The organism is Cupriavidus plantarum, assembly GCF_905397285.1.
In the GTDB taxonomy this organism is placed as follows: Bacteria; Pseudomonadota; Gammaproteobacteria; order Burkholderiales; family Burkholderiaceae; genus Cupriavidus; species Cupriavidus plantarum.
Window position 1 is genome coordinate 60,313 of sequence record NZ_CAJPUX010000005.1, and the last position, 15,962, is coordinate 76,274.

Genomic DNA, 15,962 nt, shown 5'->3' on the forward strand with positions numbered 1-15,962 from the left:
CCATCGCGGATAAGTGGAAACCCTGATCGTCCAGCGGGGTCTATCTTGCATACGTGAGGCACCCGCGCCGTGTGGCATGCAACTTGCCGCTTCGGCCTTCGGTATTACCTTCGTTACAACGACAGCCAATACACAAGGAGAGCGCCATGAGCAAACACCGCCGCCACGACACCGCCGCCGACGTTACCGGCGCCAGCGATCCGGAAAGCATCCCGAGCACGCTCGATCCCAACCTCGATACCGAAGCCTTCGACCTCGAAGACGAGATCGACGAGATCGATCGCGAGAATCACGACCCCGTAGAGCAGGACAACCCGGAAGACGAGATTTTCGCGGATGTGCAGCGGGCCGCCGAAGCGATGCCAGCCGATACCCCCGCGGATCGCGCCGACCAGACCGACAAGCGCATGGAAAAACCGCCGCGTGCCGCCGATCTGGACCTTGACGAGGAGTAAAAAAAGGCCCTCATGACCGAGGGCCGTTGCACTGCGCTCGTTGTACTGCGCTCGTTGTACTGCGCTCGTTGTACTGCGCTCGTTGTACTGCGATTATTCGGAAGCCAGGACGCCGTATGGGCGCACGTGCAGCCGGTTGACCACCTCCGACACGCCGAACGTGTCATCGACGATGTCCTCGATCTCGTACTTCATGCGGCGATCCGTCACGTGGCCTTCCAGCGTGACCACGCCCGACTGCACGTCCACGGAGACCTCGCTCACGTCGAGGTGATCGCGATGGGCCAGCCGTTCGCACACGGCTTCGCGCAACCGGTCATCGCTGCGCACGTAATTCTTGGGTCCCACGCGCCGGAAGCCAGCGCGGTCCAGCGTGTGGCCGGCATACCCGCTGAGCCCGGCATCGCGCTGGTCACGCTCGTAGTCCCCATCGCCTCCGCCATAGCCGCCATACCCGCCATAGCCGAGACTGCTGCGCGCGCGCCTCTCATAGCCATTGCCACGGTCGTCGGCCCGGTCGGCGCGAAAGCCGCCGCCGCTCTGATGGGCGCGCTCATCGTAGTCGGCGCGGTGTGGCGTGCGACTGCCATACTGCCGGGCCGCATAGCCCTGCTCCCACTCACGGCGTCCACCGCTGCCGGCCGCGCCCGGCGCCGTCCGGCGCAGGTCGCCCTGCGCGCGCGTACCCGCCTGGTAGCCGTCCTCGTAGCCGCTGCTATAAGCGCTCACATAACCACGCGATTGCGGAGATTCCTGACGCGGCGCGTCGCCCTCGTAGCGGCCGGGGTAGTACACCGTGCCGCCGCGTCGCTGCGCGCCGGCCTCGTACCGTTGGCGGTCGCGGTCCTCCGGGCTGCCGAAGCGGCCCCGGTCGTTGCCGTATCGATCACGGTTTGGGTTCGATCGGTTCATGGATCTGCTCCTCCTGTTGACGGGATGAACAGTCCTGTGCGGCAAGTTTCGTACCGGCGCGGCCCGCGAAGTCATGCCGCGTATTGGGGCCAGCGATCCGCCGGCGGGCATGCAGTTTCTACATCCGATGCGTGCAAAACCCGTGCGGCCTTATCTATTTGCTCGCGGGCTGCACCGCCGCGCCTTCGCTCTCGTTGGTGATCAGACGCAGCCCGCTGGCGATTGCCGCGACCCCGGCAAAGCCCGCACCGAGTGCCAGCGCCAGCGTCGGACCATGATCGCCCGCGATGCCGAACGACAACGCCACAAGACCCGCGCCCGTCGCCTGGCCGAGCAGACGCGCGGTCGCGATCACGCCGCTTGCGCCGCCCGCGCGTTCGCGTGGCGCGCTCGACATCAGCGCCTTGAGGTTGGGCGACTGGAAAAAGCCGAAACCCGCGCCGCAGATCGACATGCGAATGCCGATATCGAGCGCGCTCGCATCGGCCGGCATCATCGCGAGCGAGGCCATGCCCGCGCACATCACGGCAAGACCCACGCCGCCGAGCAGCCCCGGCGGGTACTTGTCGGACATACGGCCGGCGATCGGCGCCATCAGTGCGACGACGGCCGACCACGGTGTCATCAGGAAACCGGTTTCCACCGGATTGCGGCCGAGCACGTGCTCGAAGTAAAACGGCAGCGACACGAATGCCAGGCCCTGCGCGGCGAACGAGCAGATGGCGGTGAGTGTCGACAGCGCGAACATGCGGCGCTTGAACAGATCGACGGGAAGCATCGGCGCCGGATGGCCGCGCTCGCGGCGCAGCATCAGCAGCAGCGCGACCACGAAGACCGCGGCGGCGATGGCGACATGTTCCGTCGGCGCGCGCTGCACCCCCTCCCCGAGTGCGAAGATCAGCGAGGCGAAGGTGATGACGTTGAGGATCGCGGCCACCGGATCGAAGCCATGCTGGCTGCGCGGCGTCTGCGGCAGCGATTTCCAGGCGATGGCCATCGCCAGCAACCCGATCGGCAGGTTGACCGCGAACAGCCATTGCCACGGGCCCATCGACAGGATGATCGACGCCACCGTCGGCCCGACCGCGAACGACACGCCGACGACCAGCGCATTGAGGCCGAGCCCGCGTCCCATGCGATGGGGCGGGAAAATCGCGCCGATCAGCGCCGCGTTGACGCTCATGACCGCCGCCGCGCCGATCCCCTGCAACACACGCGCCGCCGCCAGCGACGGCAGCGACCACGCCATCGCGCAGACCACCGACGAGAGAATGAACACCACGAGGCCGCCAAGATACACGCGCCGGTGGCCGACCTTGCCGCCGAGCGCGGCAAACGGCAGCAGGGTCGCGACCATCGCGAGCTGGTAGGCATTGATGATCCACACCGACGCGGCGGGCGTGGCGTGGATATCGGCCGCGATCGCGGGCAGCGCGGTGTTGGCGATGGCGGTATCGAGCGTGGCCAGCGAGACCGCGATCATGATGGCCGCCATGCCGCGCTTCTCGCGCGCGGTCATCGGCTTGTCTTCGGGCGTGGGCGCGGGCGTGGGCGCGGAGGTGGCGGTGTTCTGCACGATGGGGGCGAGTGTCGTAGGCGGTGAGGGACGGGAAATCCGTTGTCGGGTCAACGATTCCCAAACCGAACGATACGACAAAATCGGCCGCCTTGCAGGGTCGGTGGCCGGCATTTCCTGAATCTCACGCTTTGTCGCCGAACTCCCGCGAAACCCAGTCCATAAAGACGCGTACTCGTGGCGAGAGCTGGCGGCTGCGCGGATAGAGCAGCGATACGGGCATCAGCGGCGGCGGAAACCGCGGCAGCAAGGCCACGAGCGTCCCGCGCGCCAGGTCCTCGGCCACGCGATACCTCGGCACCTGGATGATGCCGAGGCCCAGCCGGCACGCGGCCGCCACGGTATCGGAGCCGCTCATCGAGACAGGCGATACGAGCATGCGCTCGCGCAGCGCGCCGTCCTCCATGAACTCGAGCGGCAGTACCCCGCCGGTAAGGCTGGACCGGAAGCCGATCATGCGATGGGCGTCGAGGTCGTCGAGCGTCTGCGGCAGGCCAAATCGCGCCACATAGTCGGGCGCGGCGCAGGTGACCTGCTCGAGCTGCGCGACGCGCCGCGCGATCATGTCGCTGTCCTGCGGCGTGCCGGCGCGCACCACGCAATCGATGCCCTCGCGCACGAGGTCGACGAGGCGGTCCCCCTCGCTGATCTGGAGTTCGATGCCGGGATAGCGCCCGAGAAACGCCGGTAGCCCCGGCAGCAGGAAATGCCGCGCGAGCTGGCCATGCACGTCCACACGCAGCACGCCCTTCGGCGTCGCACCCGCGAAGCTGGACTCCGCTTCCTCGAAGTCGGCAAGCAGGCGGCGGCACCGCTGGAAATACGCTTCGCCGTCCAGCGTCGCGCTCACGTGTCGCGTGGTCCGCTGCAACAGGCGCACGCCGAGACGCGCCTCCAGCTGCTTGATCGCATCGGTGACGGTCGACCGCGGGAGGTCGAGGTCCTGCGCGGCGGCCGTAAAGCTGCCGCGCTCCACGATGCGGACGAAGACCCGCATGGTGTCGATTCGGTCCATGCCGTGGGAAACCTTTCGAAGATGCGGCGGTATCAGTACCGCATCTGCACGTCGTCGACGCGATTGGTGCGGATATTGAACAGGCAGGTGTAGCGGAACGACATGGCCTCGTCGCTCGCATCGGGCTCGAAGGTGCCCTCGCCATTGACGCCCGCCTGGGTGGCGGACTGCTGATAGATGCGCTCGCGGTCCGGCATCATCATGATGCTGCCCGGCTGCGGATAACGGGTCTTGACCGCGTTGGCGACGACCTTCTCGCAGGCATTGCCCGCGGCCTCGAGCGTCGCGCGGCTCAGGCCGCCGTAGGCGCCCGAGCTACCGGGTGCCGGCGTGATGGTCGTCGACGGCGCCGGCGCCGGCGAAGGAAGGCGCTGCGGCTGCGATGGCGCGTCGAAGAAAGGCGTCGACGTGCAGGCGGCGAGCATTGACAGCGTCAGCGCCGATGCCAGCTTCAGTGTCGGCGTCAGCGCCGACTGCAGTGTGGACCGCGGTGTTGACCGCAGTGTGGACCGCAGTGTTGACTTCAGTGCCGGAGCGAGGCGGATAGGTGTACGCGGGGTGCGGGACATCTGGTCGTTCCAAGATCGTGGGCGGGAACCCGTGGACGTAAGCCCGGACCCATCGACTGTATGCCAGAAATGCCTTTGGAGCAACCTGACACCCGTTTACCCCCAAATCTTACGAACCCGTCATATGCGTGGCCGCGGAGGCGATGCGCGCGCGCGTACGTTCGCTGGCCGCCGGTCCCGCCGCCACGACATGGCGTCCCATTTTCAGCTGTTCGCCGCTGGCCGCATCGACCAGCACGGGGTCGACGGCCTGTCCCGTCTCGCGATCGACGAGCTGCACGCTCACGCCTTCGGGCGCGAAATACCGGTTACCCCACGCGAGCATCGCGAGCAGCACGGGACGGAAGTCGCGGCCGCACTGCGTCAGCACGTATTCGTATCGCGGCGGACGCTCTGAGTACTGGCGCTTCTCGAGCAACCCTTCCTCCACCAGCGCATTGAGACGCCGCGTCAGCATGTTGGGCGCGATGTCGAGGTTGCGCTGGAACTCGTCGAAGCGCGTCGTGCCATAGAACGCGTCGCGCAGAATCAGGATGCTCCACCACTCGCCCACCCGTTCGAGACTGCGGGCAATGGGACATTGCATGTTTCGGAATGTCTTGCGTTGCATGATGTTTGCGCTCCCCAGCGCGCCGCGAGCGACGCGCGCCTGTCGAAATGTTTTCCCCCGATGATACCTGCCCCGTCAATGCGCATCGGCGGAGGGCATCTTCGGTGGAACGACTTTTTTCATGAAGGGCACGACGAGCAGCGACAGTGCGAAGCCGATCATGATCACGAAGAACGCGTCGCTGAAGGTCTGCGTCAGCGCCTCGCGCAGCGTCAGCGCGGCCAGTTGCTTCCATGCCGCCGCCTGCGCGGCCACGGCGTCGTAGCCCAAGGCGATGAAGTTGCGCGCCACGCTATCGACGAGACCGGTCATCGCCTCGTTGGTGCTGTTGAGATGCTCGGCGAGGCGGAAGTAATGCAGATTCGTCCGATCGTTGATGATCGTCGCGCAGGCCGCAATGCCGATCGCGCCGCCGAGGTTGCGCATCAGGTTGAACAGGCCCGAAGCGAGCTTGAGCCGCTCGGGCGGCAGGCTGCCGAGTGTCAGCGTCACGATAGGCGCCACCGCAAACTGCTGGGCCGCGCCGCGCAGGGCCTGCGGCAGCAGCAGTTCCTGCCAGCCCCAGTCGTGCGTGATCGGCGTGAAGCACCACATCGACAGGCCGAACAGTCCCAGACCCACGACGAGCAGAATGCGCAGGTCGACGCGATTGCCGAGGTACGTGTACAGCGGGATCGATGCCACCTGGAACAGGCCCGTCGAGAACACCGCGAGGCCGATCTCCAGCGCGCTGAATCCGCGCACGCGTCCCAGGAACAGGGGCGTGAGGTAGATCGTCGCGAAGATGCCGATGCCCGTGATGAATGACAGCAGGCAACCGATCGCGAACGTCCGTTCCTTGAGCGCGCGGAGGTCGACGACGGGATTGGCATACGACAGCGTCCGCCACAGGAAGGCGACGCCCGAGATGCCCGCGATCCATGCCGTGGCGAGAATCGTGTCGTCGCCGAACCAGTCCCAGCGCGGGCCCTCTTCCAGCGTGTATTCGAGGCAGCCCAGGAACGCCGCGAGCAGGATCATGCCGAGGTAGTCGGCGCCGCGCAGCAGCTTGAGGTCGGGCTTGTCGATCTTGACGAACAGCGGCACCGCGACGGTCACGAAGATGCCGGGAATCAGGTTGATGAAGAACAGCCAGTGCCACGAGAAGTTGTCGGTGATCCAGCCGCCGACGGTCGGGCCCAGCGTCGGGGCCAGCGACGACAGGCCGCCGACGGTGGCGGCCGCGATCACGCGTTGCGGGCCGGCGAAGAAGACGAACGCGGTGGTAAAGACCATCGGAATCATCGAACCGCCGAGGAAGCCTTGCAGCGCGCGGAACGCGATCATGCTCTGGATGTTCCACGCGAGGCCGCAGAGCATCGATGCCACGGTAAAGCCCGCCGCCGATGCCGCGAACAACCAGCGGGTCGACATCACGCGCGCGAGCCATCCCGACAAGGGGATGACGACGATCTCCGCAATCAGATAGGCCGTTTGCACCCAGACGGTTTCGTCGGTGCCCGCGGAGAGGCCGCCGCCGATGTCGCGCAGCGACGCTGACACGATCTGGATGTCGAGCAGCGCGATGAACATGCCCACGCACATCGTGGCGAAGGCGAAGATCTTCGCGCCGGTGGACAGTTCGCTGGCCGGGACGATCTGCTTGATCGGCGCCAGCGGTATGGGCGCCCGCGGTGGCTGCGATGGCGCCGGCGCGACTGCCGCGCCGCTCATGATTTCACCTTGGTGTCGACCTCGGCGGTGACCGACAGGCCCGGCCGCAGTAGCCCCAGGCGCGCGTCAGCGTCGTCGAGCAGCACACGGACGGGCACGCGCTGCACGATCTTCGTAAAGTTGCCCGTGGCGTTTTCCGGCGGCAGCACGCTGAACTGCGCGCCGGTCGCGGGTGCGAGGCTGCCGAGGTGGCCGTGGAAGACGCGGCCGGGCAGCACGTCGGCGCGGATCGTCACCGGCATGCCGGGACGCATATGCGCGAGCTGGCTTTCCTTGTAGTTCGCGTCGATCCACAGGCCTTCCGCGGGGACCACGGACATCAGTTGCGACCCGCTGGCCGCATAGGCGCCGACGCGCGCGCGGCGGTTGCCGATGGTGCCATCGACGGGGGCGCGCAATTCGGTGTAGCCCACGTTGAGCCGCGCGAGGTCGCGTTCGGCGATGGCCTGGGCAAGCGCGGCCTGTGCCTGCTGTTTCTGCGTGCCGATGACGTCGAGCTGGCGTTCGGCGGCCACCAGCGCGGCTTGCGCCTTCTGGCCGTTGGCCACGGATTGCTTGTAGTCGGCGTCGGCTTTTTCAGAGCTTTGCGTGGAGACCGCCTGCTTGGCGACGAGACTCGCATAGCGGCGCTGGTCGTCTCTGGCCCGCACGGTCTCCGCATCGGTGGCCGCGACACCGGCGCGGGCCTGGCCGATGACGGCCTGCTGGAGGCGCTGGTTTGCATCGAGGTTGGCGAGCAGCGCCTGCTGCGCGGCCACGGCACCCTCGGCCCGCGCGAGCACGGCGCGGTAGTCGCGGTCGTCGATGCGGGCGAGCAGGTCGCCGGCGTGGACCGCCTGGTTGTCGGTGACGGCGACCTCGGTGATATAGCCCGCGACCTTCGTGCCCACGACCGTGACATCGCCGCCGACGTAGGCGTCATCCGTTTCCTCGACGAACCGGCCGGTCGTCCACCAGTGGGCGCCATAGACGACGACGGCGGCACCGGCGATCACCGCTACGGCGATGGTGATGAGGCGCTTTGCGCCGGGCCGGACACGCGAGGCATTGGCAGATTCCGAGGGCGCGCGCTCGGCGGCGGTGCTGGTCGTCATGGGCAGGTTCCTGTTCGGGGTTGCTATCAAGTTGAAAGTTAGTATAGAGTTGTTACTAGCACGATGCAAGTTACTCTATCGGATTGCCCATGAACCTGTCGTCGACCCCGCTTCCGTCCCGCGAGCCGCCTGAGGTGGCACATTGCGTCGCACCTTTCGTTGCACATTCCGTCGCACATGCCGTCGCGCCTTTCGCCGCGCCGGCGCCGGCATCGCCCGCCGAGGCAGACGCGCCGCAGACGTCGGCGGTGCCGACCGGGCCGGCTGGGCGGCCGCCGGGCCGCAACGCCCGCGCACAAGGCGCGTCGCGCGGGCGCGCCGACACAGGTGCGGACATAGGCGCCGATCGTGGCGGCGTGCTGCGTACCTTGCCGTGGCTCGCCGCGGCGGCGCTGGCGCTCGCCGGCTGCGCGGTCGGTCCCGACTATCGGCAGCCGGACCTCGCCCCATCGGCCGCGTACCCTCACGCCTACGTCCTCGCATCGCGTGCGGCGAGCGCGCCCGCGCCGTCGCTGGACACGTGGTGGCTCGGTTTCAACGACCCCACGCTGACCCGCATCGTCCAGCGCGCGCTGAACCAGAACCTCGACCTCGCGGCCGCCGTGGCACGCGTCGAGCAGGCGCGGGCGGTGGCGCAGGAGGCTGGCGCGGCGCTGCTGCCGCAGGGGAGTCTCGAGGCCGGCGTGCTGAAGCAGCGACGGTCGCTCGCCAGCCCGATCGGCAAGATTACGAACGCGCTGCAGGGCGACGGCCGGAGCGTCGCGCTTTATGACGTCGGCGCGGCCGCAAGCTGGGAGATCGACGTCGCCGGCGGGCTGCGCCGCGGCGCGGAGGCCGCCAGTGCGGAGGCCGAAGCCGCGGAAGCCGAGCATCTCGGCGTGCGCGTGACCGTCGCCGCCGAGGCCGCCGACGCCTACTTCCGCATTCGCGGCGCGCAACGACGCATTGCGATCGCCGAAGATCAGATCGCCACCAACGGACGCCTGCTGGAACTGGTGAGGCTGAGGCAGCAGGACGGCCTCGCCGCCATCCGCGAAGTCGCGCAGGCGGAAGCGCTCGTCGCACAGGCTCGCACGACGGTTCCGCCCTTGCGCATCGCACTGCAAACGCAACTGAACCGGCTCGACGTGCTGATGGGCGCGGAGCCCGGCACCTACGCGCGCGAACTCGACTCCGACGGCTCGGTAGCCGCGACCACCGCGGTGGTCCCCGCCATCTCCGCGGCGGAAGGCCCCGCCGCGCTGCTCCGCCGCAGACCCGACGTCATCGCCGCCGAACGCCGCCTTGCCGCGTCGAACGCGCGCATCGGCGTGGCCACGGCCGAGTACTACCCAAAGGTGTCGATCTCGGGCCTGCTGGGGTTCGAAAGCCTGCAGGCGAACACGCTGTTCACCGCAAAAGCCTTCCAGCCGACGGCAACGGCGGGGCTGCGCTGGCGGCTATTCGACTTTGGGCGGGTGGATGCGGAGGTGAAGCAAGCCAAGGGGGCCAATGCGGAGGCCCTGGCCCACTACCGTCAATCGATGCTGCGCGCGACGGAAGACGTGGAGAACGCCATCGTCACGCTGACGCAGCTGGAGACGCAATCCACGGAACTGGGGACCGAGGTAGACGCACACGTACGCGCGCGCAACGCGTCGGAGGACGCGTACAAGGGCGGCGCGGTCAGCCTCTACGAGGTACTGGAGGAAGACCGCCTGCTACTGACGGCCCGCGACGAACAGGCCCGCGTGGTCGCCGACAACGCGAGAGCCGCGGTGGCGACGTTCAGGGCATTGGGCGGGGGATGGTAAGAAGCGGAAGCCCTCTCCCCCGGCCCCTCTCCCCATGGGAGAGGAGAGAAATTCCTAAAACAAGTGGAGGGCCCGCGGCGTGTCGCGTGCTACGACACCACCTTCCTTGCCTCCCCCTCGGCAACTCGCCCCAACACCGGCACGAGCGCCGCCCCCGTATGGCTCGCCGCATTGCGCGACAACGCCTCCGGATCCGACGCGCCAACGATGGTGCCACCCCCGGCACCGCCCTCCGGCCCAAGATCGATGATCCAGTCCGCCTCGGCAATCACGTCGAGGTCGTGCTCGATCACCACCACGCTGTGGCCCCCATCGGTCAACCGATGCAACACGCGGATCAGCCGTGCTACGTCGGCCATATGGAGACCCACCGTCGGCTCGTCGAGCACGTACAGCGTGTGCGGCGCCTTCTGACCGCGCCGCGTGATGTCGTCCCGAACCTTCGACAGCTCCGTGACCAGCTTGATCCGCTGCGCCTCCCCACCCGACAGCGTCGGTGACGGCTGCCCCAGCGTCAGATAGCCAAGCCCCACGTCCTTCATCAGCTGCAAAGGATGCGCAATCTGCGTCAGGGCTCCGAAGAACTCGACCGCCTCGTCGATTTCCATCGTCAGCACTTCGCCGATATTGCGGCCACGCCAGGTAACGGCCAGCGTCTCCGGGTTGAAGCGCTGCCCATGACAAACGTCGCAAGGCACCTTCACATCCGGCAGGAAGCTCATGCCGATCGTGCGCACGCCCTGCCCCTCGCAGGCCGGGCATCGACCCTGCCCCGTGTTGAACGAGAAACGAGACGCGGTGTACCCCCGCGCCTTCGCCTCGAGCGTCTCCGCGAACAGCTTGCGAATCGCATCCCACACGCCGATATAGGTCGCCGGGCAGGAACGCGGCGTCTTTCCGATGGGCGTCTGATCCACCTCGAGCACCCGATCGATCGACTCCCACCCCGTGATCGACTCGCACCCATGCCATGCATGCTCGACGCTCAGCGACCGGGTTGCTGTCGGCTTTCCCGCCTTCTCGGCCGCCGCCCGCGCCCGGCGCGTCGCCGGCGAGGACATCACCGAACGTCCCACCGCATCGAGCAGATTGGCCATCAGCACATCCCGCGCCAGCGTCGACTTGCCCGAACCGGACACACCCGTAATGGCGACAAGCCGCGACAAAGGAATCCGCGCCGTCACGTCCTTCAGGTTATGCAGATGCGCCCCGCTCACCGTCAGCCACTGCTCGGGCTCCGCCACCTTGCCCGCCCGCGCCGGCCGCACGGCCCGCCGCGGCTGCAGCGGATGCACGATCGGATGCGCGAGGAACTGCCCGGTGGTCGAATCCGGCGCCGCGGCCAGCGCATCCGCGCCGCCCTGCGCCACCAGCGTGCCGCCGCGCTTGCCTGCCCCCGGGCCGATATCGATGATGTGGTCCGCCCGGCGAATCGTGTCCTCGTCGTGTTCCACCACCACCAGCGTATTGCCCTTGTCGCCAAGCTTGCGCAGCGCATCGAGCAGAATCTGGTTATCGCGCGGATGCAGACCGATGGTCGGCTCGTCCAGCACATAGCACACGCCCTGCAGATTGCTGCCAAGCTGCGCCGCCAGCCGAATCCGCTGTGCCTCGCCACCGGACAACGAAGGCGCCGCCCGATCGAGGCTCAGATACCCAAGCCCCACCTCCTCCAGAAACTGCAACCGGCTGCCGATCTCCGACACCACGTCACGCGCAATCTCCGCATCGCGGCCCGTCAGCCGCAATCCATCGACCCAGCGCCGCGTGTCGGACACGGTCCACTGCGCCACATCGGTAATGGCCTGCGCATCGAACGTGACCGCTCGCGAAACGGGATTCAGCCGGGCGCCGCCGCAATCGGCACACGGCGTATCGACCACGCCTTCGGGCTCCTGCTCCTCCGACGGCAGGCTCTGCTCGCGCCCGCGCTCATCGCTGCCGCCGAGCACCGTGTCGTCATAGACGGCCCGCTGCTCGCGCGTCAGCGACAGCCCCGTGCCCACGCACGTCGTGCACCAGCCATGCTTGCTGTTGTACGAGAACATGCGCGGATCGAGTTCCGGATAGCTTGTCCCGCAAACCGGGCACGCCCGCCGCGTCGAGAACACCTTGGTATCGCCGACATGACGCGTGCCATTGCCGTCGTGCAGCGCATCGTGCAGCCCATCGAGCGGCGCCAGCAGATGCATGACGCCCTTGCCGAGCTCGAGCGCCTGCCCGAGCAATGCGCGCAGTTGCGCCTCGTTGTCGGCGGAAATCACGAGATCGCCAACCGGCAATTCGATCGTATGTTCGCGGAATCGGTCCAGGCGCGGCCACGGGTCGACCGGCAGGAACTCGCCATCGACGCGCAGATGCGTATTGCCCCGCGCCTTCGCCCACTTCGCGAGGTCGGTGTACACGCCCTTGCGGTTGACGACGAGCGGCGCCAGCAAACCCACATGCTGCCCGCGATGATCGCGCAGCAGCTGCGCGGCAATCGACTCGGGGCTCTGCGACGTCACCGGCGCGCCGTCATGCACGCAATGCTGGATGCCGAGCTTGACGTACAGCAGCCGCAGGAAGTGCCACACCTCGGACGTCGTCGCGACCGTGCTCTTGCGGCCGCCACGCGACAGGCGCTGCTCGATCGCCACGGTCGGCGGAATGCCATACACCGCGTCGACCTCGGGCCGGCCCGCTGGCTGCACGATCGACCGCGCATACGCATTGAGCGACTCCAGGTACCGCCGCTGCCCCTCGTGAAACAGGATGTCGAACGCCAGCGTCGACTTGCCCGAACCGGACACGCCGGTAATCACGTTGAACTTGCCGTGCGGGATATCGACGTTGAGCGCCTTGAGGTTGTGCTCGTGCGCATTGACGATGCGCACCACGTTCTCACCCTCGATCGCGCGCCGCGCGCGAGCGGCCTGCAATGCGGTCTGCAAGGGCTTGCCCGCGTTGGCCGGATCTGCCGCTTCCGCGCGTTCCGCCGCCAGCGTACCGGACTCCCCGAGCGCCGCGTCATAGTGGATCAGCGCCTGACCCGTGTGCGACGCCGCGCACCGCTTGACGTCCTCGGGCGTGCCCACGCATACGACCTCGCCACCGGCATCGCCGCCCTCGGGGCCGAGATCGATCAGCCAGTCGGCCGCGCGAATCACGTCGAGGTTGTGCTCGATCACGATCAGCGAATGGCCGCCATCGAGCAGCTTGCCGAACGCGCGCATCAGCTTGGCGATGTCCTCAAAGTGCAAACCCGTGGTCGGCTCGTCGAACATGAACAGGCGCTTCGGCACCTTCGGCGCCTTTGTCACGCGCCCGCCGCGGCCAGCCGGGGCGGCCTGCGCCGTCTCCGCGAGAAAGCCCGCGAGCTTGAGGCGCTGGGCCTCGCCGCCCGACAGCGTCGGCACGGGCTGACCCAGCTTGACGTATTCGAGGCCCACATCGGCGATCGGCTCCAGCACGCGCAGCACGGCGGGATCCCCCGCAAAGAGCGCGGTCGCCTCGCTGACGGTCAGTTCCAGGACATCCGCCACACTCAACGCGCGCGCGGGTTCATTCCAGATGGCCCGGTTGATCTTGACCTCGAGCACTTCCGCGCGATAGCGCGTGCCATCGCAATCGGGGCAACGTAGGTACACGTCGCTGAGGAACTGCATTTCCACGTGCTCGAAGCCCGAGCCGCCGCAGGTCGGGCACCGGCCATCGCCCGAGTTGAAGCTGAACGTGCCCGCGGTATAGCCGCGCTGCAGCGCCAGCGGCGCCTTGGCAAACAGCTTGCGGATTTCGTCGAACGCGCCCACATAGCTCGCCGGGTTCGAACGCGCGGTCTTGCCGATCGGCGACTGGTCGACGAACACCACATCGTCGACCTGATCCGCGCCCGTCAGCGCGCGATGCGCGCCCGGCGTCTCGGTCGCCTTGCCGAAATGGCGGGCCATCGCGGGATACAGCACGTCCTGCAGCAGCGTGGACTTGCCCGAGCCGGAGACACCCGTCACACAGACCAGCCGCTCCAGCGGAATGTCCACCGTGACGTCGCGCAGGTTATGTTCGGTCGCGCCTTCCAGCATGATGCGGGGCGTCTGGCCATCGACCGGACGCGGCTGCCAGCTGGAGGCGTCGGCCACGCGCCGGCGGCCGCCGAGGTAGTCGCCGGTCAGCGTCCGCTCCTTGCGAATCGCCTCGGGCGTGCCATCGAAAATAATCGCGCCGCCGCGCTCGCCCGGACCGGGGCCCATGTCGATGAGACGATCGGCCGCGAGCATCACGGACGGATCGTGCTCGACGACCACGAGCGTATTGCCCGCATCGCGCAGGCGATGCATCGCTTCCACGATGCGGTTCAGGTCGCGCGGATGCAGCCCGATGCTGGGTTCGTCGAGCACGAACAGCGTGTTGACGAGCGAAGTGCCCAGCGCGGTGGTCAGGTTGATCCGCTGAACTTCGCCCCCGGACAGCGTGCGGCTCTGCCGGTCGAGCGTCAGATAGCCGAGGCCCACGTCGCACAGGTACTTCAGGCGCGTGCGCACCTCCGCCAGCAGCAGCTTGAGCGCATCGTCGAGCAGCGTGCTCGGCAGCGTCAGGTCGTCGAAGAACCTGCGGATGCGCGCGATCGGCATCAGCATCAGGTCATGGACGGTCAGGCCCGGCAGCGACTCCAGCTGGCTGCGGTCCCAGTCCACGCCACGGGGCAGGAAGCGGTCTGCCGGCGGCAGCACCGCGTCGGCGTTCGCCTTCGAGCCCAGGCGCCACAACATCGACTCGGTTTTGAGCCGCGCGCCGCCGCAGGTGTCGCACGGCGTGTAGCTGCGGTACTTCGACAGCAGCACCCGGATATGCATCTTGTAGGCCTTCGACTCCAGATAGTCGAAGAACCGCATCACGCCATACCACTGCTTGTTCCACTGGCCGTTCCAATCGGGCGAACCGTGGATGACCCAGTGCTTTTCCGCGTCGGTCAGCTGGCTCCAGGCCACATCGCGCGGAATGCCCGCCTTGGCGGCATAGCGCATCAGGTCATCCTGGCATTCCTTCCACGCGGGCGTCTGCATCGGCTTGATGGCGCCGTCGCGCAGCGACTTGCGCGCATCGGGAATGACGAGGCCGAGATCCACGCCGATCACGCGGCCAAAGCCACGACACGTCTCGCACGCGCCATAGGCCGAGTTGAACGAGAACAGCGCCGGCTGCGGGTCGGCATAGCGGATATCGCTTTCCGGGCTGTGCAGGCCGGTGGAGAAGCGCCAGACCGGGCCATCGCCCTCGTCAGTCACCACCTGCACGCTCACGCGGCCGGCGCCGCGCTTCAGCGACGCCTCGATGGCTTCCACCGCCCGCGCGCGCTCTACGTTGCCGATGCGGAAACGGTCGGCCACCACATCCAGCATCTTGCGGGCGCCCGTAGGGGATTCCACAATCCGCTGGCCATGGATGCGGGTATAGCCGCTCACCGACAGCCATTGCTGCACCTCTTCGTCGCTGGCCGACTCCGGCAGCTCCACGGGGAACGTCACCACGAGCCTCGCGTCGTGGAACGGCTGGCCTTCGGCCGTACGCGCGACCAGCTCTTCGTAGATTGTCTCGGGCGAGTCGTGACGCACAGGCAGCGCGGTCTGGCGGTCGAACAGTTCGGAGGCCCGCGCGTACAGCAGCTTCAGGTGATCGTTGAGCTCGGTCATCGTCCCGACCGTCGAGCGCGAGCTGCGCACGGGGTTGGTCTGGTCGATGGCGATGGCCGGCGGCACGCCATCGACCTTGTCCACCTGAGGGCGGTCCATGCGGTCGAGGAACTGCCGCGCGTAGGCGCTGAACGTTTCCACATAGCGGCGCTGGCCCTCGGCGTACAGCGTGTCGAACACGAGGCTCGACTTGCCCGAACCCGACGGACCGGTCACCACGGTCATCTGGCCGGTGTGAAGATCGAGGTCGACGTTCTTGAGATTGTGCTGACGCGCGCCGCGGATGCGGATGGTGCCGCCATGGGTGTCGGAATCTGACAATTTATCCACCAAATCAACTGGTTGAGATGAATTTCTGAAGTTGGGTATGAACTTGAAGCGGAGAAGGTTCCGTCCGATATGGGGCGGAATCACCCCGCTACTATACTGTATGTTCATACAGGTATCACGGGTGCCTTTTACGTTTCTTTCGCGCCGTGCAGGCCGGGCCTTGAGTACGCAACAATCCTGTTGCATCATGCCCTGCAACGACCCGGGGCCACATGAGATGCTCTCG

General features: G+C 67.3%; 10 protein-coding genes. 2 read left to right on the top strand and 8 right to left on the bottom strand.

Annotated elements, in window-relative coordinates:
* Window positions 1-146 precede the first annotated feature (146 nt).
* The gene (locus KHP16_RS20340; protein ID WP_109584100.1) at window positions 147-455 is read left to right on the top strand and encodes a hypothetical protein; all 309 of its coding nucleotides are present in this window, start codon (window positions 147-149) and stop codon (window positions 453-455) included.
* A gap of 93 nt (window positions 456-548) precedes the next feature.
* Here the strand turns inward: KHP16_RS20340 and KHP16_RS20345 are convergent, their stop codons facing one another.
* The 7 genes from KHP16_RS20345 to KHP16_RS20375 all read right to left on the bottom strand — a co-directional run bounded on the left by KHP16_RS20345 (window position 549) and on the right by KHP16_RS20375 (window position 7,944).
* Window positions 549-1,367, bottom strand: a complete 819-nt coding sequence (locus KHP16_RS20345) for a BON domain-containing protein (protein WP_211960992.1) — start codon at window positions 1,365-1,367, stop codon at window positions 549-551.
* 154 nt (window positions 1,368-1,521) lie between these two features.
* Entirely contained in the window at window positions 1,522-2,886 is a 1,365-nt protein-coding gene (locus KHP16_RS20350) for an MFS transporter (RefSeq protein ID WP_115954505.1), read from the bottom strand.
* Between the two features lie 181 nt (window positions 2,887-3,067).
* Window positions 3,068-3,958, bottom strand: coding sequence for a LysR family transcriptional regulator (locus tag KHP16_RS20355; protein ID WP_115954392.1), 891 nt, complete (start codon window positions 3,956-3,958; stop codon window positions 3,068-3,070).
* A 32-nt stretch (window positions 3,959-3,990) separates the two neighbouring features.
* Window positions 3,991-4,527, bottom strand: coding sequence for a short-chain fatty acid transporter (locus KHP16_RS20360; RefSeq protein ID WP_244835914.1), 537 nt, complete (start codon window positions 4,525-4,527; stop codon window positions 3,991-3,993).
* 109 nt (window positions 4,528-4,636) lie between these two features.
* Window positions 4,637-5,113 carry a winged helix-turn-helix transcriptional regulator gene (locus tag KHP16_RS20365; protein ID WP_375153835.1) on the bottom strand — a complete coding sequence of 159 codons (477 nt, stop codon included), beginning with the start codon at window positions 5,111-5,113 and terminating at the stop codon, window positions 4,637-4,639.
* Between the two features lie 99 nt (window positions 5,114-5,212).
* Window positions 5,213-6,721 carry a DHA2 family efflux MFS transporter permease subunit gene (locus tag KHP16_RS20370; RefSeq protein WP_244835956.1) on the bottom strand — a complete coding sequence of 503 codons (1,509 nt, stop codon included), beginning with the start codon at window positions 6,719-6,721 and terminating at the stop codon, window positions 5,213-5,215.
* A 125-nt stretch (window positions 6,722-6,846) separates the two neighbouring features.
* Window positions 6,847-7,944, bottom strand: a complete 1,098-nt coding sequence (locus tag KHP16_RS20375; RefSeq protein WP_109584092.1) for an HlyD family secretion protein — start codon at window positions 7,942-7,944, stop codon at window positions 6,847-6,849.
* Window positions 7,945-8,300: 356 nt separating this feature from the next.
* Here KHP16_RS20375 and KHP16_RS20380 point away from each other — a divergent pair, with 356 nt between their 5' ends.
* Entirely contained in the window at window positions 8,301-9,737 is a 1,437-nt protein-coding gene (locus KHP16_RS20380) for an efflux transporter outer membrane subunit (RefSeq protein ID WP_244835916.1), read from the top strand.
* Between the two features lie 89 nt (window positions 9,738-9,826).
* Here the strand turns inward: KHP16_RS20380 and uvrA are convergent, their stop codons facing one another.
* Window positions 9,827-15,727, bottom strand: coding sequence for an excinuclease ABC subunit UvrA (gene uvrA, locus KHP16_RS20385; RefSeq protein WP_211960995.1), 5,901 nt, complete (start codon window positions 15,725-15,727; stop codon window positions 9,827-9,829).
* Between the last annotated feature and the right edge of the window lie 235 nt (window positions 15,728-15,962).

Excerpts from the sequence above, each read along its gene's own strand:
- KHP16_RS20340 (WP_109584100.1), top strand. The coding sequence starts at position 147 with ATGAGCAAACACCGCCGCCACGACACCGCCGCCGACGTTACCGGCGCC.
- KHP16_RS20345 (WP_211960992.1), bottom strand. The coding sequence starts at position 1,367 with ATGAACCGATCGAACCCAAACCGTGATCGATACGGCAACGACCGGGGC.
- KHP16_RS20350 (WP_115954505.1), bottom strand. The coding sequence starts at position 2,886 with ATGACCGCGCGCGAGAAGCGCGGCATGGCGGCCATCATGATCGCGGTC.
- KHP16_RS20355 (WP_115954392.1), bottom strand. The coding sequence starts at position 3,958 with ATGGACCGAATCGACACCATGCGGGTCTTCGTCCGCATCGTGGAGCGC.
- KHP16_RS20360 (WP_244835914.1), bottom strand. The coding sequence starts at position 4,527 with ATGTCCCGCACCCCGCGTACACCTATCCGCCTCGCTCCGGCACTGAAG.
- KHP16_RS20365 (WP_375153835.1), bottom strand. The coding sequence starts at position 5,113 with ATGCAATGTCCCATTGCCCGCAGTCTCGAACGGGTGGGCGAGTGGTGG.
- KHP16_RS20370 (WP_244835956.1), bottom strand. The coding sequence starts at position 6,721 with ATGTGCGTGGGCATGTTCATCGCGCTGCTCGACATCCAGATCGTGTCA.
- KHP16_RS20375 (WP_109584092.1), bottom strand. The coding sequence starts at position 7,944 with ATGACGACCAGCACCGCCGCCGAGCGCGCGCCCTCGGAATCTGCCAAT.